Below are 22,090 nucleotides of genomic sequence, written 5' to 3'. Positions count from 1 at the left end.
TTTCATGAACTTACCCAGACTCCGGAGCGCAGCATTCTGCACCGGGCTTGTTTTCTCGACAATTGCAGTGCCGGCCCTGGCACAGCCCCTGAGTGTCAACGAACAGCGTGGCACGAGCCTCTCCAGCCAGTGGCAGCAAGGGCAGGGGGTCGTGACGCGCGGCCCCGACGGTAAGGTCATCTTCCTCTTCGGCCAGGTTCAGCCATCGGTGGTCTGCTCGCCGCTGCAGGTGTGCGACATCGAACTCCAGCCGGGCGAAATCGTGCGCGACGTGCTGCTCGGCGACACTGTGCGCTGGAAGGTCGAACCGGCGACGTCGGGCGCGCCGGGCAGCCAGGCAGTGCATCTGATCGTCAAACCATCGGAACCCGGCCTCGTCACCTCGATGGTGGTGACGACCTCGCGGCGCACCTACCACATCCAGCTCAAGTCCCATCAGACGAATTACATGGCGCGGGTGGGTTTCGAATATCCCGAAGACGTCAATGCCCGCTTTGCCGAGATTGCCACGCGCATGGAGGCGAGCATCGTGCCCGGCGCAGGCGTGCCGGCCGAGCAACTCAATTTCTCGTTTCGTGTGAGCGGAACGGCGCGGTGGCGGCCGACCCGCATCTACAGCGACGGCCAGAAAACCTACATCCAGTTCCCCTCGTCGCTGTCAGGCCAGGATGCGCCGGTGCTGTTCGTGATTTCCGGCGGCGAGAACCGGATCGTCAACTACCGCATGAACGGCACCATGATGGTGGTCGACTACTACGTCGACAGCGCGATCCTGGTCTCGGGCGTCGGACGCTCCCAGGAGAAAGTCACGATCAGGCGGGGAGGGTAGGAGATGCACAAGTCTATTCTCCAACCTCGCCTGGTGGTTTTCGTCCTGTTCGCGGCCCTGTTGGCCGGGTGCCAGACCCTGGGCGGGGCGGGTCTAGTCACGAGTTCTGCGACCGCAGAGCTCACTCCGGAGGCGGCGTCCTCGATCGCAGGGGACATGGTCGGGCGATTTGCCGAGCAGGTTGGTCCAGGCACGACGACGATCCAGCTTGAGCCGGACGGCTCCATATTCGGCGAGGCGCTCGAGTCATCGCTGAAGGGTTGGGGCTATGCCGTCGCCACGGACCAGACGACAGAGGGCACGGCTACCGTTCCCCTCGCCTACGTCGTCGACGCATTCGAGGGTAGCATCCTGGTCCGGTTGTCGACCCGAACACTCGACCTCACGCGCATGTACCAGATGGGCGGAGAGGGGGCGACGCCGATCTCTCCACTTTCGGTCATGCAGCGCGCGGCAAGAGAACCGTCATGACCGAGAGTCTCAAGCTCGGTGGCTCCGATCTGACTGGCGGGCCGCGAATCCGGCGCCTCAATCGCCTGCCGATCGTCGTAGCGATCATGCTGGTGGTGCTCTTTCTGGCCGCGATTTTCTATGGCCTGTCCTCGCGCGGCATTCGCCTGGGCGATGACGATGCAGCGTTCACACCTGGCTCCCGCCCGGCCTCGACGCATGCCGACCAGCTCAAGGAGGGTGTCCCGGACGGCATCATCGGCGAACCGGCGCAACCGCAACCGATTCCGATTGAGCCGGCGGAGCCAGAGGAAAACCCGTTCATGCCGGAGCCACCGGATGCGTCCACGGCCGAACAGCAACGGGCGGCTCTGGAGCCCGAAGAGATATGGCGAGCCAGACTTGAGCGAGAGCAAGAAGAACAGCTCATGCGCGAGCTCCACCGTCAGCGCATGGCGCGCTATCAAGCCAATGACGCGGCGTTCGATTCCCCGATCGCCGTTTCGCTGGGCGGCTTTTCGGCTGACGCCAACGACGGCAGAGCCACGGTGCCTGGCCAATCGCAATCGTCGACAACGCGGCCGCAGAGCGCGCTTGACCTATACGCCGCGGCCATGGAGGCGGGGCTTGGTGGCGCCAGGGACGCGAACGGGCAAGCGGCCAAGGAGCGCTTCTTCAATCAGGACATCCGGGACCTTGGTTACCTTCCCAATCCCGTCGTCGGCCAGATTTCGCCCTATGAGCTCAAGCGCGGGTCGGTCATCCCGGCCACGCTGATTACGGGCATCAATTCCGATCTTCCCGGCCGCATCACCGCCCAGGTCTCGCAGAATGTCTATGACAGCGCGACGGGCCGGCACCTCCTCATCCCGCAAGGATCGAAACTCTTCGGCCGCTACGATTCCGAGGTCACATTCGGGCAGGACGGCGTGCTTGTGATCTGGACCGACCTCATCTTTCCGAACGGATCGACGCTGCAAATCGGCGGCATGGCGGGGACCGATTCAGCTGGCTATGGCGGATTCCGGGACCAGGTGGACAACCACTATTTGCGCACGTTCGGCTCGGCGATCCTCGTCGCTCTTATCGGCGCCGGGACCGAAATGATGCTGCCGCAGGATCGCAACAGCTTCGGCACGGCCAACAGTGCCGAGGACGCCGCCAGGCGCTCCTTCGCCGAAACCTTCGGGCAGATCTCCGAGCAGACGGTCTCGCGCAACCTCAACGTCCAGCCGACACTGGAGATCCGCCCGGGTTACCGGTTCAACGTCCTGGTCGACCAGGACATCGTCTTCCCCGGGTCCTATCGGTAGCGATGACCCATTTCGTTTTCAACGCTCCGTGCAGAAGGGTCGCCTTCTGTCGCGGGGCTTGCCATTGGACCCGCCCACCCTTGAACTCCAATCTGCTCAATCTCATCGACAGGCTTTCGCTGCCGCTTGACGAGCGTGCAGCCCGCCGTTCGTTGCGAGACTTCGCGGACGATACCGGGTTCGACTTCTTCGCCTATCTCTACCTCCGCGGTCCGGAGAGCTTCGCGGTCTCGAACTATCCGCGCGCGTGGCAGGAGCTTTATGTGGAACGGGAGTTCATCCGGGTCGATCCCGTGGTGACCAAGGCAAAGCACGGACCGCCGCTGTTCTCATGGTCGGCCGATGAGGCGAGGCGCAACGGGCGGCGGGACGTGATCAAGTTCTTCGTTGAGGCCGACCGGTTCGGTATCAGGTCCGGAATCTCGATCTCGATTCCCGTGGGATTCAGGGACCGCATGGTGTTCACTCTTGCGAGCGGGAGGCCTGTGTCCAAACTGACTGAGGACATCGATCCAGTCACCGCGGCGGTTTCGGTCGCCTTTGTGCACTCCCGGTTGGGAGCGGCGAGCGGCGATGCGTCGCTTGCCTCCGCCATTCGCTTGTCGCCGCGCGAGGCCGAGTGCCTGAGGTGGTTCGCTGAGGGAATGTCAATGCAGGACATCGCGCTCATGCTGGACATCTCGTATCGCTCGGTGCGGTCTTATATCGACGAGGCGACAAATAAGCTCGGGGCCGCAAACAACCGGCAGGCAGGCACGATTGCCACACGAATCGGACTGATCTAACCCCGACAACGCCAGCTAATTGAGCACCGGGCGTTGTCCATCGACCTCGGGCACGAAACCGAGATGTTCAACCACCAGGCTCACGACCTGATGTTGCGCATGGAGGTTGAGCATCGCGATCCGGTAGTCATGCCTCAGCTGCGCCAGATGCTCATCTGTTGAACCGGCAGCTACGAGCCTATCTAGCTCCTCGAACAGCTCATGGGCATTCTGCAGACGGTTCCTGTTCTCCCGAATAACCGCGATGGCCACCTGCTTCAGCTCGTGCTCCGTCAAGCCGGTGAGGAGAGCCTGAATGGATCTCGCCGCCCGGCCAGGTCCGATGTCGACGTCTAGTTTTGTCCGCATGCAATCCCTGCGGCTTGGTTGGCGGTACGCCCCCGCTAACAAAGAAAGATCATGACCCCAAGCCGGGGGGTAGAAACCGTTTTCCGACGGCCCTGAGACCTTTAGCACCGAGGCGCCTGGACATGCGTCCCAGGCCCCCGGCCATTGGCCAGAGGATCTCCGGTGCTGATCCGGTCAACACCAACCGCGGAAAAGGGGTTTCTACGCCCCGAGGCAGCGCGTACCGCCTCGGGGCACTTATAGGACATGGTTGTCGCGTCGACCAGAGAACCATGTGACAAAAGCGATGGGTCAATCAGGCGTGGCGGGGGTGGGGAATCCGCCGCGGCTCAACAGTCGCCAGCACAGGTGTGAGAAGCCTGCCAGTTTCCCCCAGGCGCTCGCGCATGGCTTCCGACATATCGAATATACCGGCATAGGTCATCGTCCTACCGATTCGGGCCGGGGTCCCGATGACCTCGAAGGTGCAACCGATCGTGCGAAAGATTCGCGCCATTCGCGCATCGAAGACCGACACGACGTGCTCGATGCCGGCGCGCTGGCAGACCTCGACGATGCCGCACAGAAGCTCGATCGTCGTGCGGTTAACGACATGGTTGGCCTCCGCGCGTTCGCATGCGTTGAATGCGGCAGGGTTTACCGCGAACCGGGAGCTTTCCCAGATGAGGGGACTCGCTGGGGCGCCGCCCGGCACAAGAACCGGGAAGACGTCGCGCAACATGTTTGGCCCGGTAGTCGGCAGTAACCGCACCGCTCCCTGGAGCGCTCCGGTCTGGTTGTCGAGCGACAGAAGGTATAGGGGATCTTCGGCGTCGAAGCGGTCAATCTCCCTGCCATCGGTCACGATGACATCCCACTCGAGCCGGTCGGCGAAGACCGCTGCCCGCATCCGGAACATCTCATCAATCAGGGTGGAGTGACGCTCGCGCTCCGCGCCTTCGACGATGGTGATCATGGTGTTGCTCCTAGCGTTTGTTGAAAACGCTGAAGCAACTAAACCCCGGGAGAAGGACCCTAAATCCGGTGTATCTGCCGGATTTACGGTATTTGGCTGAGCAGATTAGCCTTGCCGGCTTTGTTCACCGCATGGGTGTTGTTGGCAGCTCCGAGCTTATGTCTGGCGCTCTCGAGGTAGCAGCGCACCGTGTGCTCCGACAAACCCAGGATGATGGCGGTTTCCCACGCCGTCTTCCCCTCGGCGACCCACGACAAACATTCCCGCTCGCGCGGAGAAAGGCTGGCGGTCTCCATTCTCTGGCCCTCCAGCCGCAGGATGGCCTGATGCATATGGAGGGCCAGCATTTGGAAGTCGCGCATGTAGTAGAGGCGTAAGTGTCTCCAGTCCCGATCGCTGGCGTCGCTCGTGATCGAGACCAAGGCCCTGTCACCATGCTGGCCGTGGACGGGAAGAGAGATGCCGCGGCGGCCGAGCCCGAACTCAGCGGCCTCTCCGAACAGACGCCGCACGTTCTTGTCTCTCCGATCGAAGGTATCCCAGTCGATCGGCAGCATGCGTCGCATGCCGATCTGCACAGCAGGATCAACATCGACGAAGCGCTGGGCCTTGTAGTGATCGACCCAGTCGTCCGAATAGGTCACCGCGAGGTATGGACCTTGCCCAGGCTGCGCCGAGAGCCCAGAGCCCAGATAGGCGACGGACTTCAGCCCATAAATCTCGAGTAGCCTGCACAAGAGCGCGGGAATCCGAGTCGCTTCTGCAATCTCCTCTAGGTTTGCGAGCAGTTCGAACAGTTCTGGATCATCGTCATGTCGATCGCGCCGTCTCATGCTCAATGCTCCTCCTGCAGTGCTGTAGTGCGTACGACCGCTGATCGCCGGTCAAGGAAGACTGGACCAAGCGACATTCCCGCCCGGTGAGGGTCGAGGATTCTATGCCGGCCCCAAGGCAACTTCTGAGGCACAGCCGAGAGGAACCCAAGAAAGGAGCCGCAATGCTCAACCATCGAATCCTCCTCGTAACCGCCGCAGCGGCGACAATCACGCCGCCACCCACCGTTCGGGCGCCCGAACCGCTCACGTTCTGGGCTGCTGGCCGCGCCTCCATCGTGCTCGCCCAGGCCGTGGCGAACGGTACGCTCGAAGCGATCGACCCGTCGGTCGCATTTAAGACCTGGCCTACGCCCGACGAAATGGCGCCGGGATCAGCTCCGGCTCAATGAAGGCGACCATTGTCCCGAGCTATGTGGCCGCAAATCTCCACCTGAGGCCCTGTTTTTGCTGCGTGAGTTCGAAGGGCTAAAAGATGACTTGTTTGTTCATCTTTTAGATGCACAACGGCTGCGGAAAATCAAGGAGTATGCGTGATCAGATCCGAGCCTTCGCAAGTGCTCTTCATGATCGGCTTGTACTTTCCATTTCGGCTTGGTTCGCGCCATCTAATTTCGCGAGAAGACATCGCCGCAGGTAGCGTGGTCCCCTGATGCGAACCGTACAGCCCGAAAAAACAGAAATTGGCAGTTCCTCGAGGCTGAGGCAATAGTTGCATAGCGACACGGGGTGCGGATAGCTCAGCGCCCATTGTCTGCTCCTCTCAGATGTTGAACGCCATGATAAGTGGAAGATCGAAGAGCCGCGCCCAGGCAATGGTTGCTGACTTCTGAATAGCGACGATGCTTGTGCCGTCTGTCCACCAGCCGTTTCCCGTCGCCACAATGATGTCGGGTGCGTAGAGTGCCGATTGCAGGACGGGCCAGACAATCAGCTGCTCATAACATATCAGCGGCACCAACCGCACACCGCCGGCTTCGACGATCGGATTGGCGAAGAAGTGCGCCCGCCCGCCGCCGGACTCGCCAATCAGCGTTAGCCAGGGCTGCCACATTGAGATTGGCACCGGCATTCTCTCTCGGTAGAGGATGCGCGCTCCCTCGCCCGAGATTTCGACCATGACATTGTCATAGCCCTGCCCGTCAACCAGGATCGCTCCGGCATTGACGGTGACGTCGACTCCTTTGAGCTCACGGACCCAAAGGCGTTCAACGGTCGGCGTCCACACACCGGCGGCACCCTCGGGCAATACCACGATCTTGTTGCCCTGGGCCGCTGCTGCCTTTACCGCGGCGATCGTCTCGCGATGCTGGAACAACCCGGCATATATGCCGCGTTCACCCCCGAATTTCGTATCGACACCGATCCAGCCCTGGGGCAGGCTGGGCTCCGTCCAGGTTGCGGCGGACCAGGCAAACGCTCCTCCCAAGACGAGCGTTGCGATCGGCCAGAACCTCGTCGTCATGGCAAGGAGGCCGATCGCTGCCGCCGCAAGGCCCCACCATCCCCAGCCTGGGAACACGATGCCGGCGGCCGTTATCGGATGCGCCCAACCCACGATGCCGAAGGGGGGCACGCTCATGAGGACCGCTGCCACGGCATATCGTACAGTCCGTCCCCTTCCCGGCCGCGATGTCCACAGCACAGCATGCACGGCGACGAAGGCGAGCGATGCGCCGAGCCAGAGCGCGAGAGCTTCGGCGATCCCGCTGCCAAAATAATTGACAACACCCTGTGGCAGACCGCGTGACGCGGCAAGGAAATATCCCGCCGACACAATAGCGGCCGCGATCCGCGAGGGCGAGTTCGCCCACAGGGCGGGGAACCCAAAGGCGAGCGGGAGGGTGAGGGGGTTACCGCTCCATCCGATTGCTCCGGCGGCAATGGCAAGCACCGTGAGACTAACAGTCTTCACAACGTCACCGGTGAATGGTGAGGACGGGATGGGCCAGGCCGAGGACACCGGCGGCCGGGAGCGGCCCGAAATATCTCGAGTCATAGGAACCTGCGAAATCAGAATGAAGGAAAACGTGACCGGGCGGCACGACCCCGCCGGCGAAGGGAATGAGCGCCCTGCCCTCGCCGTCAGCAGCGCGCAGCTCCGATCCTGCGAGCGGCACGCCGTCGACGGAAACGGAACCGGCGATCTCAACGCGCTGTCCCTGCGTCGCGGCGACGGTCTTGATCAGCGGGCTCAGCCATCCCGAACAGAGCCCCGACCGCAGATATCCCCGCTGCCGCGCGAGCCGGAACGCGGACGTTGGCGGCGGACAGATCATGACGAGATCGCCGAGGGCAATCTCACGATCGAGCGGCACAATCCGCCAGATCCCGAGCGGGTAGCTCGGCGTGAGGTTGATGCGCAGGCCACCCAAATAGCCGAGGGCGAACAGGCCGATCACGACAGCGGCGCCGATCCAGATAACTGTGAGCGCACGACGCCTGCGGGTCATTTGAGCACCTGGGACTGACGCTGGCTCTGACGCAGCGCCTCGGTCTCCTTGAGCGCCTGGACAGTGCGCTCGTGGGCAGCGAGCTGCTGCGCTGTGCGCATGATCGGCCAGGCCGTAGCGAGCTTTTCGCGTTCGGCCGCGGGCATGCCGAGGGCTTGCTTTCTGAACACGGCACCTTCGGTGTCGCGCGCGCCATTGGAGAGCAATGTGCGTTCCCCAAACCGCTCGGACACGGCCTTGTTGAAGCCGTCGATTTCGGCTTTGGCCATGCGGTCGGCCAGCGCGAACCCGAGTGCTGCCGAAAGATCATTGCGGTCGATTGCGTCGCGGACCTTTTCGAGCACGGCGCGAGCAGAATGCGAAAGCGCGGGAATATCGATCGAGACGCGATGGCGCAGCGCGGTTTCATCGGCCTCGAGCCTGCGCGTGGCCGCTTCGCGCAAACGCAGGTAGCGTTCGATCTCGCGCCCGAGGGCCGGGACGTTCGCTTCGGCCTCGTGCCGCGCCTCTCGTTCCGCACGGCTTGCCAGAATCCTATCATGGCCGCGCAACGCGCCGATGGAGGCGGGTTCACGGGCAAGCTGCCCGAGCCGCTCCGAAGCAACTGCAGGGTCGGCGAGGACGGCATCGAAGTCCATGACGCGGAACGCCGCCTCAGGATCGGCGAAGACCAGGCGGAACCGGTCAGAAACCTCCTCCCACTGTCTGGCAACCTCCTTTTCCGCGTGGACCCTCTCGGCCGCGACGTCGGCAATGGATTTGGCGAATGTGGTGACGCCCTTGACCATCGGCTCGGCCTCCTTCTTCGATTGGACGGCGGACAGGGTGGTGTCGACCAGGCCGATGCGGGCGCCGACGGCGCGAAGCTTGCGGCCGAGATCGGCAAGGCGCCGCTTCTGGCGCAGCGTCCATTCCAGCCGGTCGCGGGCGAGTGTGCGTGCGACCCGCATGAGATGAAGTCCGCGGCTGTTGGCGAAGCTGAGCGCCTGCCGGTAGAAGCGTCCGGCGGCATAATCGAGAGTGGTTTCCTTGGCGTTGCGCCGCGACAGAAGCGTGTCGAGACCGCCCGCGATCTGGAACGACCGCTCGCCATAGAAGAGCTGAAGGTCTTCCCTGTGCCGGGTCATCGCGACATAGGTCAGATGCCGGTCCAGCGAGAGCGAGGCGAGCACTTTCACGCGATCGACGGTCGCGCCCTGGCTTTTGTGGATCGTGGTGGCGTAGCCGAGATCGAGATTGCGGTAGAAGCGCTCCTCGACCTCGACCCGGCGCTTGTCTTCCCCTTCACCGGTCTCGGCGACGATCCTGCCGGGGCCGGCTTCGACCACCCTGCCGATCATGCCGTTCTTGACGCCGAGCGCGCCCTCGTTCCTGAGAAACACGATCTGGTCGCCAGCGTCGAAATGCCGTGTCCCCTCTTCCGTCTGAAACGCATGACCCACGCCGACAATGCCGCGCTCGACCAGCTTTTCGCGCGCGAGCCGGTTGAGTTCACGCACGTCGCGACGCAGATGGGCCAGGATGATTGTGGTCTTCTCGGCATCGTATTCGCGGTTCCAGGATGCAATCAGGCTCTCGACCGCCTGGGCCTTCAGCTTCTCCCCGATCACCTTGCCGCAGCCCCGATAGGCCGAGAGCGCGGCCGTCACATTGCCGCGCGCCAGATCGAGCGAGGCGGTGCGCATCCAGGCGTCTTTCTGGCGGTAGATCGTCTCGAGCTCGGCATAGCCGGTGCGCTCGACGATGGCGCGGAAGGCAGCCCCCGCCTCGATCGGCTGGAGCTGCTCGGCATCGCCGACAAGCACCAGCTTGGCGCCGGCCTTCGAGACCGCCTCGACGAATGTCGCCATCTGTTTCGACGCGACCATGCCGGCCTCGTCCATAACGAAGATCGTCTTGTCGTCGAGGCGGTTGCGCCCCTCGTTCCAGCGCAACTCCCAGGACGCCAGGGTGCGGGACGGGATTCCTGCTTCCGTCTCGAGGCCCTCGGCAGCCTTGCCGGCCAGCGCGCCCCCGACCACCGTGTAGCCTGCCGCCTCCCATGCCTCGCGCACCGCGCGCATCATCGTCGTCTTGCCGGCGCCGGCGCGGCCGACAACGGTGGCAATCCGCGCGCCGGAGGTCACGTGCTCGATGGCCGTGCGCTGCTCGTTCGAAAGACGGTCGTGACGCGCGAACACGTCGGCAACGATCTTCTCCCGGACCTCGAACCCCTTCGCCTTCACGAGCGCGGATGCCCGGGACACCATCTCCGCTTCGAGGCGGATCAGCTCGCGCGTGGTGAGCCTGTCCGGCAAGCGCGCGCCGGTCGCAAAGTCGACCGTCCCGGATTCGAGACGAAGGCAATCCGGGCTTTGAAGAATCCGCGCCAGGAGCTGCTGGAAGGCGCCGGGATCGTCGACATATCGATGCAGCACCTTGGCGATGTCGCGCTCATCGAACACGCTCTTTTCGCGAGAGACGAGATCAAGCGCGATCTCCGGCCGGGCCTGAATGCGCTCGGCGTTCACCGCGCGCGCAGCCGCATGCGCTGTGAGACGTTCGAGCCTGGTGTCCCTGCCCTCGCGCATCGCCTTGCGCTCGATCGCCTTTGCGCCCGGGCCGATATGGGTCGTAGGCACGAGGTCGATGCCGCGCTCCGCATAGGATCGTCCGTCGACGCGGATCTCGAAGCCGCCGAATGCGAGGTGCTGGTTCTGGAGATCGAGCCAGCGTTGCCGCTGCTCGAGGAACTCGGCCTTCTCGCCCGCCCAGAGCCGATACTGGATCTTTCCGTTCTTCGTGCGGATCGCCTGGCCGTCAGCACCGATTACGGCGACCTTCTTTGCCCCGAAGCCGCTCTGGGTCAGCGGGCGCAGCGTCGTCATCAGATGGACATGCGGATTGCCGGGATCGTCGTGATAGACCCAGTCGGCAACCTGCCCGCGGCCGAGCACCTGCTCATGGACGAACTGGCGCGCCAGCGCGACGTTCTGCGCCTTCGACAGTTCCACCGGCAGGGCGATGATGAATTCCTTGGCGAACTGCGCGTCGGCACGTTTTTCGAAGGCCTCGACCTTGTTCCAGAACGCTTCCGCGGCGCCCGCGACCGAGCGGTCGGCGATCATTTCGCGGGCCCATTTCGGCGCATCGGCCGGAAGCAGGAACTCTTCATGGGCGAGATTGCGCTTGCCCGAATAGTCGACCGTCCTGGCCTCGGCCGCATGGTCCATCTTCGCGCAGTGGCGGTAGGCTGCCGACAGAACGGCACTGCGCCCGTCAGCGCGTCCGATGATCTGGGGCGTGAAATGCGTGATGGCCACGATGAAACCGATCCCGGCGGTTGAACGACAACGTTCCTCAGGCCACGCCTCTTCCCGGTCGGATCCGAGCGCGGAACGTCGCGTCAGCGACGTATTACTGCGCCCTTGGAGGCATTCCTTCGGAACGCCGGGATGATCTCTCAAAGCGTCGGCTTCGCCGACCCGTCATTTCTGCCGGGTCGCGCTGCGCGCGATCCCGGCCGATCCTCGCCATCACTACAAAGCGAATGGTCGAGAAGGAGACGACCGGAATGAAGAAGCCGTCATCGAAGATCAGGGAAGAAATCGCCAGGCTGCAGGAGCGGCTCAAGCAGGCCGAAACGCGCGAGGCCGAGCGCATCGGACGGCTCGCCCTCAAGGCAGGACTCGGCGATATCGAGATTGAGGAGCGCGCGCTTGTGACCGCGTTCGAGGAACTCGCGGCGCGGTTTCGCAAGGGGAGCGGACGGGCGGTCAGGCCAGCATCCGCGCCGGTCGCGTCTGGCGCGGCTCATGGGCCGTCTGGCGAGGCTTGAGCGGATGCGACAGGCAAACCAGTCAGAGGCGCGCAAGAAGGATACGCGCGAGAAGATCCAGCTCGGTGGGCTGATCACCAAGGCCGGGCTTCGTTACGAGAAGCGCGCTCTGCTGCTCGGCCTGCTGATCGACGGCGCCAGCCGAATCAGGACCGACGAAGCCGAGCGCGCGCGGCTGACGGCGATCGGGATGAAGGTGTTCGCCGATGACCCCGACTAAGCTCGCCTTGCTTCTTGCCCCGGTCATAATCATGACTGGTGCCTGCCTCGCCCTGACAGGCATAGAGCACTGGCTCGCAGGCTTCGCCCGCGCGCCGGACGCGCGCCTGATGCTTGGCCGGATCGGCATCGCGCTGCCCTACGCGGCGGCCGGCGGGACCGGTGTCGTCTTTCTCTTTGCGGCCAGGGGCGCGATCTCGATCCGGCTCGCGGGCTGGGGGGTCGTCGCCGGCACGCTGGTGGTGATCACAATCGCTGCGGTCCGCGAGATCGGCAGGCTCGCCGCATTTGCTGCAACGGTGCCGCCAGGCACATCGATCGTCGAATACATTGACCCCGCCACGCTGACGGGGGCGGTTGTTGCGGCGGTCGCCGGCGTGTTCGGTCTGCGCGTCGCCCTGCGCGGCAATGCCGCTTTCGCGTCGGCCGCGCCCCGCCGGGTCTGGGGCAAACGTGCCATCCATGGGGAGAGCGCGTGGATGACCATCTCTGCGGCCCGGCGCCTCTTTCCCGAGGCCGGCGGCATCGTCGTCGGCGAGGCCTGCCGCGTCGACAGGCAGGCGGACGGCGGGCGCGGTTTCCGCGCCGACGACCGCGAGACATGGGGTGCTGGGGGAAAATCGCCGCTGCTGTGTTTCGACGGTTCGTTCGGCTCCTCGCACGGGCTGGTCTTCGCCGGGTCGGGCGGCTTCAAGACCACCTCGGTCACAGTCCCGACCGCGCTCAAATGGGGCGGCGGGCTTGTTGCGCTCGATCCGTCGAACGAGGTCGCGCCGATGGTGATCGGGCACCGGCGCAAGGCCGGCCGATCGGTCTTCGTCCTCGACCCGAAGGAGCCGGGCACCGGCTTCAACGTGCTTGACTGGATCGGGCGGTTCGGCGGGACAAAGGAAGAGGACGTGGTGGCGGTCGCCACCTGGGTCGTGACCGACACCGCCCGGCAGGCTTCGATCCGCGACGACTTCTTTCGCGCGTCCGCGCTTCAGCTCATCACTGTGTTGATCGCCGATGTGTGCCTGTCGGGACATACGGAAAAGGAAAACCAGCATCTGCGGCAGATGCGAGCGAACCTCTCCGAACCGGAGCCCAAGCTGCGCGAGCGGCTGCAGCTGATCTACGACAATTCCGAATCCGCGTTCGTCAAGGAGAACGTGGCACCATTCATCGCCATGACGCCGGAAACCTTCTCCGGCGTCTATGCCAATGCCGTCAAGGAGACGCATTGGCTTTCCTATCCGAACTATGCCGCGCTGGTTTCCGGCAACAGCTTCTCGACCGACGACTTGGCGGACGACGACACCGACGTGTTCGTCAATCTCGATCTCAAGACGCTCGAGGCGCATCCCGGACTGGCGCGCACCATTATCGGCGCCCTGGCCAACGCGATCTACAACCGAAATGGCAAGGTGAAGGGGCGCACCTTGTTCCTGCTCGATGAGGTCGCAAGGCTTGGGTACCTGCGCATCCTCGAGACCGCTCGAGACGCCGGGCGCAAGTACGGCATCAGCCTGCTGCTTCTGTTCCAGTCCATTGGTCAGATGCGCGAAACCTATGGCGGGCGCGACGCGACTTCGAAATGGTTCGAGTCGGCCTCGTGGATATCATTCGCCGCAATCAACGACCCGGAGACCGCCGATTACATCTCGCGGCGCTGCGGCAACACGACGGTCGAAGTCGACCAGCTCAGCCGGACGTCGCGCATGTCGGGTTCCTCGCGCACGCGCTCGCGGCAGCTCTCCGCGCGGCCACTGATCCTTCCGGAAGAGGTGCTGCGCATGCGCGGAGACGAGCAGATCGTGTTCACCTCAGGCAACCCGCCGCTGCGATGCGGCCGCGCCATCTGGTTCCGGCGAGACGATATGATCTCGGTCGTTGGGGAGAACCGGTTTCACCGGACGTAGTCGCCAAGAATCGCGCAAGGGTTCTCGGCATCAATGCCATGAATCGATGACCGTTCATCGATTCAAGAAAGTCGTTGGACGCCGCTTCCGTAGGAAGCGAGACTCCCCAGCATGAAAGATCTACATCCGGTTCATCTTCGCCGTATCGACCCGTCGCAGAACATGCGGCGGTTCTACAGCATTTCCCTTCAGCCCACATTGTTCGGCGGGGCGTCCCTCGTGCGCGATTGGGGCCGGATCGGAACGCGCGGCCAGTCGATGATCGAAACCTTCGACACGCCCATTGAGGCCAGCGATGCGATGACTCGGCTCGAACGGAGGAAGCGGCGCCGGGGCTATCTTGACCCGCAAGTCTCGCGGAGCGGCAGGCGGGAGTGAAGTGGACGACCGGTGTCGCATCTGGCGGCCGTCGTTTCGTCGACACAGAAATGGCCCCGCCTTCGCGGCGGGGCCGTTTGGGACCTCGTCAGTCTCGGTTGCCGTTGGGGCGGGACCAGATGAGCTGCACGCCTTCCTGGCCTTCCACTTCGATCAGGGTGGCGTAGATCGGAGCCGGGAAGCTCGGGTCGTCCAGCTTGACCGAAAGGTAGTCGCGTTCGGTCTGCTTGGCCTGTTTCTGCCACGCCGCACCCAGCTCAACTGCATTCGAGTAGATGCGGAAATGTGGTCCGTTCTCGGAAGGGTTTTCGACGCGCTCGAAGCGGGCCTTGACGTTGAGCGTTAGAGTTTTGATCGCACCCGTGAATCCGGTCTTGGTGGTGGTGAAGGTGCCGATGTTTGCCATTGTCGTGTTCCTTTCGAAGTTTCGAGCCGCGCCCATCGCGGTCTCGATGGCTGTCGAAAAGATCGGGAACGACCGGCACGCACCTGAAAGGCCGCAATGAAATGGAGGACGGCCGGGATGAACTTTCTTGGTTCGCGAGGAATGCGAACGTCGGTTCGCAGGGGAAGAAAGTTCCGGACGGGCGTTGCGAGATGCCGGACGAGGCGGAGCCGGTTCCCGGTCAGACATGCCCCATCGAGACCGCGCCGGGCGAGCTCCAGGACATCGAGGTGAAGGGAACATGACCATGGCGTTCGGGCCCGGAGCCATTGCTATTCCGCGACATCCGTCGGTGGGATCAATCGCGCGCTCGACGCTGGCGACCTTCACGGCAGCCGCCACGCCTGCAAACGGGCTCTATTCGCTCGTTCTCGCGCGCACGACGAAGGGTGCCCGTGAGCAGTCGGCCCAAGAACACAACCATCGCCCTGACCGTCCTCCGCTGGTCAGCCAGCTTCGGCAGAATTACCGCTTCCGGCATCCACTGGAAGCCCGCAGCCCGATGCCCACGATATCTCGCGACCGGACTGCAATCGAAAGGATCGAAGGCTGCCTAGACACCACACATGCCCTCGCACTCGTTCGGCCACAGGTCGAGTTGCCCGTGGTCGGACAGCGTCGACAGATCGGCTTCGTCAAGGGGAACGGCGGACCGATGGAGAAAGACCTCTCCCCGAATTCCACGCAAGGCCGTCCGGATGGCTCGATCGACCTCGACGGCATCGGACCAGGCAGCGGCATCATGATCGCGCACAGCACGCCAGCGCGCGTTGTCGTGAAACGGACACCCGATGCAGGCCGATTTCGGCGGGTCGGGGTAATCGTGGCGGCGCAGCCAGGCGAGGCAGTCCCGCCGGCTCATGCGCATCTCGATCAACGGCCAGCGGTTGACCTGCCAGGTTTCGCGGCTCGGCTTGACGCGCATGATCTCATCGCACGAGATTCCGATCCATTGCTCGACAACGGGATGGCCGGGCGAGCGCTTGCGGGCGAGCCCCGCAAGCTCCCTGACCTTCCGGCGGATCGGCACGATCTTGAAATCCGTGGTGCATTGACGCCGGATCATGCCGATGGAAACAGTGTCGCGTGTTGTGCGCCGTGTGGAGACCTCGACGAGCGCACCGGCCGCATCCTCGTCGAATACGGGCACGGAGGATCCCACCGGGGTGATGGTTTTGGCGAACGCCGGAATCGATGCCCAGCGTTTACCCTTCGCGGCGCCCATGAGCTGATCACGTATGTTGCCCGCCGAAACGAGATGGACGGGAAACGGTAGGACGTTGGGCGACCGCAGCCAGTCGAGATGCTCATAGACCGCCTTTGGCTCCCAGCCCGTATCGGCGAATATGGCGCAATCGGGCATCGGGCCGATTTCGCCATGGGCGGCCATCAGCGCCAGGGTGGTCGATTGGACGCCGGCGCCGAGCGATAGCACGCGCAGTCGGATGGCGGAGGGCTCGATGCCCTCCGCAGCAGCATTCGAAAAGGAAAGCATCAGGCCGCCTCCAACTGTCCCGTGCCGGTGGCGGAGGGCTGCAGACCGTGCAGATAGGTCACGGCCCGTTGCGCATGGGCGGCGGCCTGAAAAATTGCCCGCCGGTCGTCGGAAAGCACCCGCAACCAGCTCGCAACATAGGACGCATGGTCAGGCCGCGGTTCGAGTTCGGGAACAATGCCGAGGTCGGCACAAACCAGCGCCGAACCAATCTCCGCGACGAGCTCTTCACGCGCGCGCTCGGACTTGTCCCTGGCGTAGCGGCTCAGATCGCGGCCAACCCGCTCGGGCCTCGAGGTCCAATGGACTGTTTCGTGACTGAGCACGGCGACGTAGGATTCGGCGTCCCGGAACGTCTCGAAGGGCGGCATCTGGATGTGATCGCTTGCCGGCGCGTAGAAGGCCCGGGCGCCGCCATGACGGATCACCGCCCCGGTGTTGTCGAAGAAACGGTCGGCATGTTCGATCCGCTCGGCAGGATCGATGACCTTCGCGGGCCGGTGGTAATAGTGGTCGGGAAGCCCGTCGATCTGATCGCAATTGAAGACGGTGTACGTTTTGAGGAACGGAATATCGCGCTCCAATTCCTCGCCCTGCGCGTCCGTCTCGGTTTTCGTGAACCGGCTCGCATAGACGACCGTCGCGCCGGTTTCGCCCTTGCGGACTTGTGCGCCGATCTGTGCCGCCTGCCGATAGGTCATCCAGAGCGGTGCCGTGAACCCGCGCGCCAGGCTCTCCGACCACAGCAACAGGACGTTGATGCCGGTGTATGGCTCACCGGTGTGGCGCAGCGGCCGGGTTATCCGCCCGTCGGCATGGCCGGCGCTCCAGGGTTTCACCCATGGCCGCACGCCCTTCTCCAGATCGGCAACGATCTTTTCCGTGATGCGCGCGTAGATATCGGTCTTCGCGCCCTTTTCTTTCCTGCTCATTTCAACCTCCGTTTTTGGAGGCCGCGCCGATCGCGGCCCCGTCACGGGGCCGGTCAGGCGGAGCTTCAGGGCGCGCCTGCACCCGCAGGGCCGGACCAAAGGGGAGGACGGCGCAAAGCCGTTGCCGGCGCGGCCGGCTCTGCCCAGGCCACCGACCGGGACGGGCCGCGGTCGGCTCAAAAAGGAGGGGCGGCGACGCCAGGCGCCGCCGCTGCGGAAAGTGAACCGAGAGCCGGTTCAGTGAACCGCGTGTCCACCAGTGTAAGGATCGTATTCGAAGAGGATGTCGACCTCGGCGTCGTCGACTTCATCGGCGGGCAGCACCCCGTATGCGTCGTCGGACTGGAAGAGGACCACCGGGGTCATCAGGGTGCGGGCGAGTGTCCAGGCGTGTTTCTGGGCGAGGGAAAGATCGTGCGACATCCGAGGGCTCCATCGTTGGAGCGGGCCAATTCCCGCTCTGATGGCTCCGTCAGTGTGCGGCAAGCGGACGCGATCACCGTGAAGGCGTAAGCCAAACGGCCGCAGCTTCGCTAGCGGACCCTTTATGGGTTGATCGTGGAAGTTCCGCGGCCGCACCAGGAATGCCATCCCTGAAGAGCGGGATTGGATCGTCCTCAGGGGGTTGAGCCCGATGCTGCGCGCTTTCGTGCAGGGGGCACGCACCGGCGCTTCAGGCGGCACCCTGCTTGCCCGACCGCTGCATCAGTTTCAGAGCTGACGTGTGGCGCTCAAATGAGAGGAGCGCATTGGCCCGACATTTAGATGCCCGGAACAACACCTCGATCGTCCTGTGGGGCCGTGAATGGACCGGCGTCTGTTCGGGAGCGAGGCTCGGACTGCAGACATTTGCTTGCCTTCGAAATACAGAGCGAGTTCGAATCTCGTCCGGCGCCATTTACGAACAAGACTGGGCACTGCGCGCGGGATCGCTCCATTTCTCAGTAAGCGGTGTCGGGGACTTTCAGGACCGGGATGCTGCGGATAACGGTAGCGTGATGGTCAGGCCTTGCCGCATGCTCAGCGTCTTGTGAAGTTCTTATATTCGGATTTGGAGGCAACGATGTTTTAATATCTATTTGTAAGGCGTTGATACAATATTACTCGCGCGGAATCTAATTTTTACATATGAATCGTATCTTAAAAATGCTCCACAACCGGAGCCGAATAGACATACCAGCCCGCGATCCGCGCTTGCGCGGCAAGCGGTTTTGCGACATCAGTCGGCTGATCGTGTTCGTGGCCCGTTCCTGTCAGGCGTATGGCCGAATTAACGCAATGGACCGGATATGACGGCCTCAAAGCATCTCATAGCGCTCCTGAAGAGCCACATCGCTCGCGATGACGATCAGTTCCTGTCCATCGCGATGCAGGTGGCTGCCCATGAGGCGCGCAAAGGTCACGGTCAGGTTGCCCAGCAATTGCGGGCGCTCGTCGATCAGGCACGCAGCGGCAAGGTCGAGCGGGCGCGCAGGCCGGTTCCTATCGCACAGCCTAAAGGCGATCTCGCCGCGCTGGTATCGGTCAGTTTTTCAGAGACGCGGCTTGCCAGCATGGCTTTGACCGACGAACTGGAGCTGCGCCTCAAGAGAGTGCTTACCGAGCAGCGCCAGCAGCACAAGCTGGTCGAGCGGGGGTTACAGCCGCGACGGAAGCTTCTCCTTGTAGGCCCGCCCGGGTCCGGAAAGACCATGACCGCCGGCGCCCTGGCCGGCGAGTTGCATTTGCCGCTCTTCACTGTCGTCTTCGACACCCTGATTACAAGGTTCATGGGCGAGACCGCCTCTAAGCTGCGGATCATATTCGACGCGATGACCGAAACGCGTGGTGTTTACTTTTTTGATGAGTTCGACGCGATCGGTTCACGGCGATCCGAGCGCAATGATGTCGGGGAAATCCGCCGCGTCCTGAATTCTTTTCTCCAGTTTCTGGAGAAAGACGACAGCGACAGCCTCATCATCGCCGCCACGAACCATGTGGAACTGCTCGACCCGGCCCTGTTCCGGCGCTTTGACGACGTGATCCAGTACGGCCTCCCCGACGAAGGTGTGACACTGAAGATTCTTCAATCGCGGTTGGTCGGTTTTGAAGCCGATAAGCTTGACTGGGGCAAGGCTGTCGAGCTTACCGCGGGTCTAAGCCAGGCCGAAATCTCCCGCGCGGCTGACGAGGCCGCAAAGCGGGCGATACTGGCCGATCGCAGCAATGTCACCGACGAGGACTTGTCAGTCTCCATACAGGAGCGGGGTTCGGCAGCGCATAGGTAAGGGTACTGATGCCGAACGGGGAACAGCGGAATCTCAAGCACATTTATATTGCCGGTAACGGGCGGCGGGAGCAGTTCACGTGGCCAAGAGGCGGAGGCGGTGAAGTTGTGCTTCCGGCGCGCAATCGCGCGCAGCATGCGGCTCGGCTGGAACAGGCGTTGACATCCGCGATTGCCGCCGCAGCCGAACAGGCCGCAGCGCGCAATCCGGACATTGCCGGCGGGCAGGCCGGCTTCTATCTCGAATTTGATATAGGCAAAGAGCAGCGTGCGCTGCTCGACAAGCTCGAAGACAAGCGTGGCAAGGATCATATCGAGCTGGTGGCTGTGCGGCCCGCAGAGGCCGATCCGGAAACGCGCTTGTCGGCCACGGTGTTCGTTCCGGAGGCCAAGCGGGAACTCTACCTCAAGAAGGTCGAAGATTATCGGACGCAGGAGACGCCAACTGGCAAGCCCAAGAACCAGCCGCTGGTCGCTTCCTTGGAAGACGTGCGGCTTGCTCATGCCCGCTCGCTCTTCACGGATGACATTCAGCTGTTTCCGGCGGCAGGACAGCAGGCCTGGTGGGAAGTCTGGTTGCGCACGGGAGGCCGGCCCATCCTTGAACATGCGGCGAACATTCTCGATATCGTGCTGAGAGAGCATGTCGTTCGTTTCCCCGAGCGCGAGGTCGTGCTCGTGCTCGCGACGCCCAATCAGATCGGCATGATCGTAGCCAATACCGACGCCATTGCCGAACTCCGGCTCGCAAGAGATACGCCATCCGTATTTCTGGCGATGGACCCTGCTGAGCAGCGAGACTGGAGTGACGAACTGACCGACCGGTTGGAAGTGCCTGATGCCGACGCGCCATCAGTGTGCATTCTCGACTCCGGTTCGACGCGGATTCACCCCCTGATCGAACCGGTCCTCGATGCAGGAGACCAACAGTCATGGAACGGGGTTTGGCCGGTGGAGGACACGAGCCCCACATGGCGGGGACACGGAACGAAAATGAGCGGTCTGGCCCTGTATGGGGACCTTACCAATCCGCTTGTCAGTGCCGATCCGATCAGCCTTAGCCATGCGCTGGAGACAGTTAAAATCTTGCCGGATCAGGGGGGCAATGATCCCGATCTGTACGGATACATCACGGCGGAAGCGATCAGCCGCGCCGAAATACAAGCACCGGAGCGTTCGCGGGTGTTCTGTCTTGCCGTCACCAGTGCGGGCGATCATTGGCGCGGGCGTCCGTCTTCATGGTCTGCGGCGCTTGATGAGTTGGCCTATGGCGAAGGAGAAGTTCAGCGCATTGTTGCTGTTTCGGCAGGCAACGTGAACGCCCTTTATCCGGCAGCCGAGTATCTCGATCAGAATGATGCGGCGCCGATCGAAAGCCCGGCACAGGCGTGGAACGTGCTGACGGTGGGGGCGGTGACTGAGAAATGCACCATCACCGGTGCGACCTTTGCCGGCTGGAGCCCGCTGGCCGCTGTAGGCGATCTTTCGCCACTCAGCCGGACATCGGTGCCATGGCAACATGAGTGGCCGATCAAGCCGGATGTTGTCTTCGAGGGTGGCAATTACGGGGTCAATCCTGCAAACGGCGACAGCGATCATCTGGATGATCTCACCTTGCTGACGACGAACAATCGTTTGCAGGCCGGTTACTTCAACGTCATCGCGGACACGAGCGCTGCAACTGCCCTAGCTTCTCGCATGGCAGCGCAGGTATTGGCCGACCGGACGGAGCTTTGGCCCGAAACGGTCAGGGGGCTGATTGTTCATTCCGCTGACTGGACTCCAGCCATGCGCGGACATCTTCCGGTTAATCCGAAACAGAATCATAAACGCGTGCTGCTGCGCCGTTACGGATACGGCGTGCCTGATTTGGCCAGGGCGATCCGTAGCCAGAACAATGATGTCACGCTTGTGATCGAGAATTCGATGCAGCCCTTCTTCCTGGACGGCTCAACGATCAAGACACGCGACATGATTTTCCACGATCTGCCGTGGCCGGTGGAAACGTTGGAGGGCCTCGGTGAGGAACAGGTCGAGCTGCGCGTGACGCTGAGCTATTTCATTGAGCCAAATCCGGGAGAGCGGGGCTGGACGAAACGCCACCGCTACGCCTCGCACGGTCTTCGTTTTGCTGTGAAGCGGCCCGAAGAGGACGTGGATACCTTCCGTGGACGCATCAATGCGGCCGCGCGTGAAGAGGAAGATGGCGCTTACGGCGGTGGACAGGACGATGGATGGGTCCTGGGGCCGCGCCTTCGGGATCGGGGTTCCCTTCACTCGGACGTTTGGGAGGGTACGGCTGCCGACCTTGCCAATCGCCACGGCATAGCGGTCTATCCGACCGGCGGCTGGTGGCGTGAGAAAAAGCGTCTCGAACGCTATGACAGGGAAGTGCGCTATGCTCTCATTCTTACCCTGCGCGCGCAGACGACCATCGATCTCTACACCGAAATCGCCAATGCGATCGGCGTAGACGTCGAAGTGGAAACGGCCTGAGATGGCGAGCTAGGGTCGAAACTCATCTGACCCAGAACGCGATGAGGCTTGCGAGGGCCACAGCGGACAGGAAGTTGTGGGCGAGCTTGTCGCACCAAGAGTGCGTTCATCATTGCCTCCGTCGTCGTCCACAACGGAAGGAATCTGATGTGCTACACGCCTTCAAAACCCTGAT

21 protein-coding genes are annotated in these 22,090 nt (G+C 63.0%); 11 read left to right on the top strand and 10 right to left on the bottom strand.

Annotated elements, in window-relative coordinates:
- The first annotated feature begins 4 nt into the window (after positions 1-4).
- The 4 genes from trbG (at position 5) to P2W41_RS18620 (ending at position 3,377) form a co-directional block, all read left to right on the top strand.
- Positions 5-829, top strand: a complete 825-nt coding sequence (gene trbG, locus P2W41_RS18635; RefSeq protein ID WP_223006675.1) for a P-type conjugative transfer protein TrbG — start codon at positions 5-7, stop codon at positions 827-829.
- Positions 830-832: 3 nt separating this feature from the next.
- Positions 833-1,300 carry a conjugal transfer protein TrbH gene (trbH, locus tag P2W41_RS18630; protein WP_223006676.1) on the top strand — a complete coding sequence of 156 codons (468 nt, stop codon included), beginning with the start codon at positions 833-835 and terminating at the stop codon, positions 1,298-1,300.
- Positions 1,297-2,592, top strand: coding sequence for an IncP-type conjugal transfer protein TrbI (gene trbI / locus P2W41_RS18625; RefSeq protein WP_223006677.1), 1,296 nt, complete (start codon positions 1,297-1,299; stop codon positions 2,590-2,592). The genes trbH and trbI overlap by 4 nt, the downstream gene beginning before the upstream one ends.
- A gap of 80 nt (positions 2,593-2,672) precedes the next feature.
- Positions 2,673-3,377, top strand: a complete 705-nt coding sequence (locus tag P2W41_RS18620; RefSeq protein ID WP_223006678.1) for an autoinducer binding domain-containing protein — start codon at positions 2,673-2,675, stop codon at positions 3,375-3,377.
- A 15-nt stretch (positions 3,378-3,392) separates the two neighbouring features.
- Here P2W41_RS18620 and P2W41_RS18615 read toward each other — a convergent pair whose 3' ends face one another.
- From P2W41_RS18615 to P2W41_RS18605, 3 genes are all read right to left on the bottom strand, one after another.
- Positions 3,393-3,725 (bottom strand): transcriptional repressor TraM, encoded by a 333-nt coding sequence (locus tag P2W41_RS18615; RefSeq protein WP_223006679.1) that lies wholly within the window; start codon positions 3,723-3,725, stop codon positions 3,393-3,395.
- 295 nt (positions 3,726-4,020) lie between these two features.
- A complete protein-coding gene (locus P2W41_RS18610) occupies positions 4,021-4,680 on the bottom strand; it encodes an acyl-homoserine-lactone synthase (RefSeq protein ID WP_223006680.1) in 660 nt (219 codons plus the stop codon).
- A gap of 83 nt (positions 4,681-4,763) precedes the next feature.
- Complete coding sequence (locus P2W41_RS18605) at positions 4,764-5,513, bottom strand: LuxR family transcriptional regulator (protein ID WP_223006681.1); 750 nt, start codon at positions 5,511-5,513, stop codon at positions 4,764-4,766.
- A gap of 164 nt (positions 5,514-5,677) precedes the next feature.
- On the opposite strand from P2W41_RS18605, the gene P2W41_RS18600 reads away from it, so the two are divergent.
- The gene (locus tag P2W41_RS18600; RefSeq protein WP_223006682.1) at positions 5,678-5,905 is read left to right on the top strand and encodes a hypothetical protein; all 228 of its coding nucleotides are present in this window, start codon (positions 5,678-5,680) and stop codon (positions 5,903-5,905) included.
- A 371-nt stretch (positions 5,906-6,276) separates the two neighbouring features.
- Here P2W41_RS18600 and P2W41_RS18595 read toward each other — a convergent pair whose 3' ends face one another.
- The 3 genes from P2W41_RS18595 to traA are packed head-to-tail and all read right to left on the bottom strand — an operon-like array spanning position 6,277 to position 11,268.
- Positions 6,277-7,428 (bottom strand): conjugal transfer protein TraB, encoded by a 1,152-nt coding sequence (locus P2W41_RS18595; protein WP_404935041.1) that lies wholly within the window; start codon positions 7,426-7,428, stop codon positions 6,277-6,279.
- 4 nt (positions 7,429-7,432) lie between these two features.
- On the bottom strand, positions 7,433-7,966 hold the full coding sequence (gene traF, locus P2W41_RS18590; protein WP_223006684.1) for a conjugative transfer signal peptidase TraF: 534 nt from the start codon (positions 7,964-7,966) through the stop codon (positions 7,433-7,435).
- Positions 7,963-11,268 (bottom strand): Ti-type conjugative transfer relaxase TraA, encoded by a 3,306-nt coding sequence (traA, locus tag P2W41_RS18585; RefSeq protein ID WP_223006685.1) that lies wholly within the window; start codon positions 11,266-11,268, stop codon positions 7,963-7,965. Before traA ends, traF begins: the two co-directional genes overlap by 4 nt.
- 251 nt (positions 11,269-11,519) lie before the next feature.
- On the opposite strand from traA, the gene traC reads away from it, so the two are divergent.
- The 4 genes from traC (at position 11,520) to P2W41_RS18565 (ending at position 14,281) form a co-directional block, all read left to right on the top strand.
- The gene (gene traC, locus P2W41_RS18580; protein ID WP_223006686.1) at positions 11,520-11,783 is read left to right on the top strand and encodes a conjugal transfer protein TraC; all 264 of its coding nucleotides are present in this window, start codon (positions 11,520-11,522) and stop codon (positions 11,781-11,783) included.
- 4 nt (positions 11,784-11,787) lie between these two features.
- Positions 11,788-12,003 (top strand): type IV conjugative transfer system coupling protein TraD, encoded by a 216-nt coding sequence (traD, locus tag P2W41_RS18575; RefSeq protein ID WP_223006746.1) that lies wholly within the window; start codon positions 11,788-11,790, stop codon positions 12,001-12,003.
- Positions 11,990-13,903 carry a Ti-type conjugative transfer system protein TraG gene (gene traG / locus P2W41_RS18570; protein ID WP_223006687.1) on the top strand — a complete coding sequence of 638 codons (1,914 nt, stop codon included), beginning with the start codon at positions 11,990-11,992 and terminating at the stop codon, positions 13,901-13,903. The genes traD and traG overlap by 14 nt, the downstream gene beginning before the upstream one ends.
- Before the next feature lie 111 nt (positions 13,904-14,014).
- Positions 14,015-14,281, top strand: a complete 267-nt coding sequence (locus tag P2W41_RS18565) for a WGR domain-containing protein (protein ID WP_065818553.1) — start codon at positions 14,015-14,017, stop codon at positions 14,279-14,281.
- Between the two features lie 88 nt (positions 14,282-14,369).
- Here P2W41_RS18565 and P2W41_RS18560 read toward each other — a convergent pair whose 3' ends face one another.
- From P2W41_RS18560 to P2W41_RS18545, 4 genes are all read right to left on the bottom strand, one after another.
- Positions 14,370-14,687 (bottom strand): DUF736 domain-containing protein, encoded by a 318-nt coding sequence (locus P2W41_RS18560; protein WP_223006688.1) that lies wholly within the window; start codon positions 14,685-14,687, stop codon positions 14,370-14,372.
- A gap of 592 nt (positions 14,688-15,279) precedes the next feature.
- On the bottom strand, positions 15,280-16,221 hold the full coding sequence (locus P2W41_RS18555; RefSeq protein WP_223006689.1) for a hypothetical protein: 942 nt from the start codon (positions 16,219-16,221) through the stop codon (positions 15,280-15,282).
- Positions 16,221-17,153, bottom strand: coding sequence for an ArdC family protein (locus P2W41_RS18550; RefSeq protein ID WP_223006690.1), 933 nt, complete (start codon positions 17,151-17,153; stop codon positions 16,221-16,223). The genes P2W41_RS18555 and P2W41_RS18550 overlap by 1 nt, the downstream gene beginning before the upstream one ends.
- 237 nt (positions 17,154-17,390) lie before the next feature.
- Positions 17,391-17,576, bottom strand: coding sequence for a hypothetical protein (locus P2W41_RS18545; RefSeq protein ID WP_223006691.1), 186 nt, complete (start codon positions 17,574-17,576; stop codon positions 17,391-17,393).
- Between the two features lie 866 nt (positions 17,577-18,442).
- Here P2W41_RS18545 and P2W41_RS18540 point away from each other — a divergent pair.
- Positions 18,443-19,420 (top strand): AAA family ATPase, encoded by a 978-nt coding sequence (locus P2W41_RS18540; protein WP_223006692.1) that lies wholly within the window; start codon positions 18,443-18,445, stop codon positions 19,418-19,420.
- Positions 19,421-19,527: 107 nt separating this feature from the next.
- On the top strand, positions 19,528-21,915 hold the full coding sequence (locus tag P2W41_RS18535; RefSeq protein ID WP_404935040.1) for a S8 family peptidase: 2,388 nt from the start codon (positions 19,528-19,530) through the stop codon (positions 21,913-21,915).
- The last annotated feature ends 175 nt before the right edge of the window (positions 21,916-22,090 follow it).

It is taken from the genome of Nitratireductor sp. L15S-10 (assembly GCF_045011005.1).
GTDB lineage: Bacteria > Pseudomonadota > Alphaproteobacteria > Rhizobiales > Rhizobiaceae > Nitratireductor.
Note: the sequence above shows the minus strand (reverse complement) of the source record. Positions and strands in the feature narration are given on the sequence as shown.

What these genes read in the sequence shown, in the direction of transcription:
- trbG (WP_223006675.1), top strand. Translation starts at nt 5, where the DNA reads ATGAACTTACCCAGACTCCGGAGCGCAGCATTCTGCACCGGGCTTGTT.
- trbH (WP_223006676.1), top strand. Translation starts at nt 833, where the DNA reads ATGCACAAGTCTATTCTCCAACCTCGCCTGGTGGTTTTCGTCCTGTTC.
- trbI (WP_223006677.1), top strand. Translation starts at nt 1,297, where the DNA reads ATGACCGAGAGTCTCAAGCTCGGTGGCTCCGATCTGACTGGCGGGCCG.
- P2W41_RS18615 (WP_223006679.1), bottom strand. Translation starts at nt 3,725, where the DNA reads ATGCGGACAAAACTAGACGTCGACATCGGACCTGGCCGGGCGGCGAGA.
- P2W41_RS18610 (WP_223006680.1), bottom strand. Translation starts at nt 4,680, where the DNA reads ATGATCACCATCGTCGAAGGCGCGGAGCGCGAGCGTCACTCCACCCTG.
- P2W41_RS18605 (WP_223006681.1), bottom strand. Translation starts at nt 5,513, where the DNA reads ATGAGACGGCGCGATCGACATGACGATGATCCAGAACTGTTCGAACTG.
- P2W41_RS18600 (WP_223006682.1), top strand. Translation starts at nt 5,678, where the DNA reads ATGCTCAACCATCGAATCCTCCTCGTAACCGCCGCAGCGGCGACAATC.
- traF (WP_223006684.1), bottom strand. Translation starts at nt 7,966, where the DNA reads ATGACCCGCAGGCGTCGTGCGCTCACAGTTATCTGGATCGGCGCCGCT.
- traC (WP_223006686.1), top strand. Translation starts at nt 11,520, where the DNA reads ATGAAGAAGCCGTCATCGAAGATCAGGGAAGAAATCGCCAGGCTGCAG.
- traD (WP_223006746.1), top strand. Translation starts at nt 11,788, where the DNA reads ATGCGACAGGCAAACCAGTCAGAGGCGCGCAAGAAGGATACGCGCGAG.
- traG (WP_223006687.1), top strand. Translation starts at nt 11,990, where the DNA reads ATGACCCCGACTAAGCTCGCCTTGCTTCTTGCCCCGGTCATAATCATG.
- P2W41_RS18565 (WP_065818553.1), top strand. Translation starts at nt 14,015, where the DNA reads ATGAAAGATCTACATCCGGTTCATCTTCGCCGTATCGACCCGTCGCAG.
- P2W41_RS18560 (WP_223006688.1), bottom strand. Translation starts at nt 14,687, where the DNA reads ATGGCAAACATCGGCACCTTCACCACCACCAAGACCGGATTCACGGGT.
- P2W41_RS18555 (WP_223006689.1), bottom strand. Translation starts at nt 16,221, where the DNA reads ATGCTTTCCTTTTCGAATGCTGCTGCGGAGGGCATCGAGCCCTCCGCC.
- P2W41_RS18550 (WP_223006690.1), bottom strand. Translation starts at nt 17,153, where the DNA reads ATGAGCAGGAAAGAAAAGGGCGCGAAGACCGATATCTACGCGCGCATC.
- P2W41_RS18545 (WP_223006691.1), bottom strand. Translation starts at nt 17,576, where the DNA reads ATGTCGCACGATCTTTCCCTCGCCCAGAAACACGCCTGGACACTCGCC.
- P2W41_RS18540 (WP_223006692.1), top strand. Translation starts at nt 18,443, where the DNA reads ATGACGGCCTCAAAGCATCTCATAGCGCTCCTGAAGAGCCACATCGCT.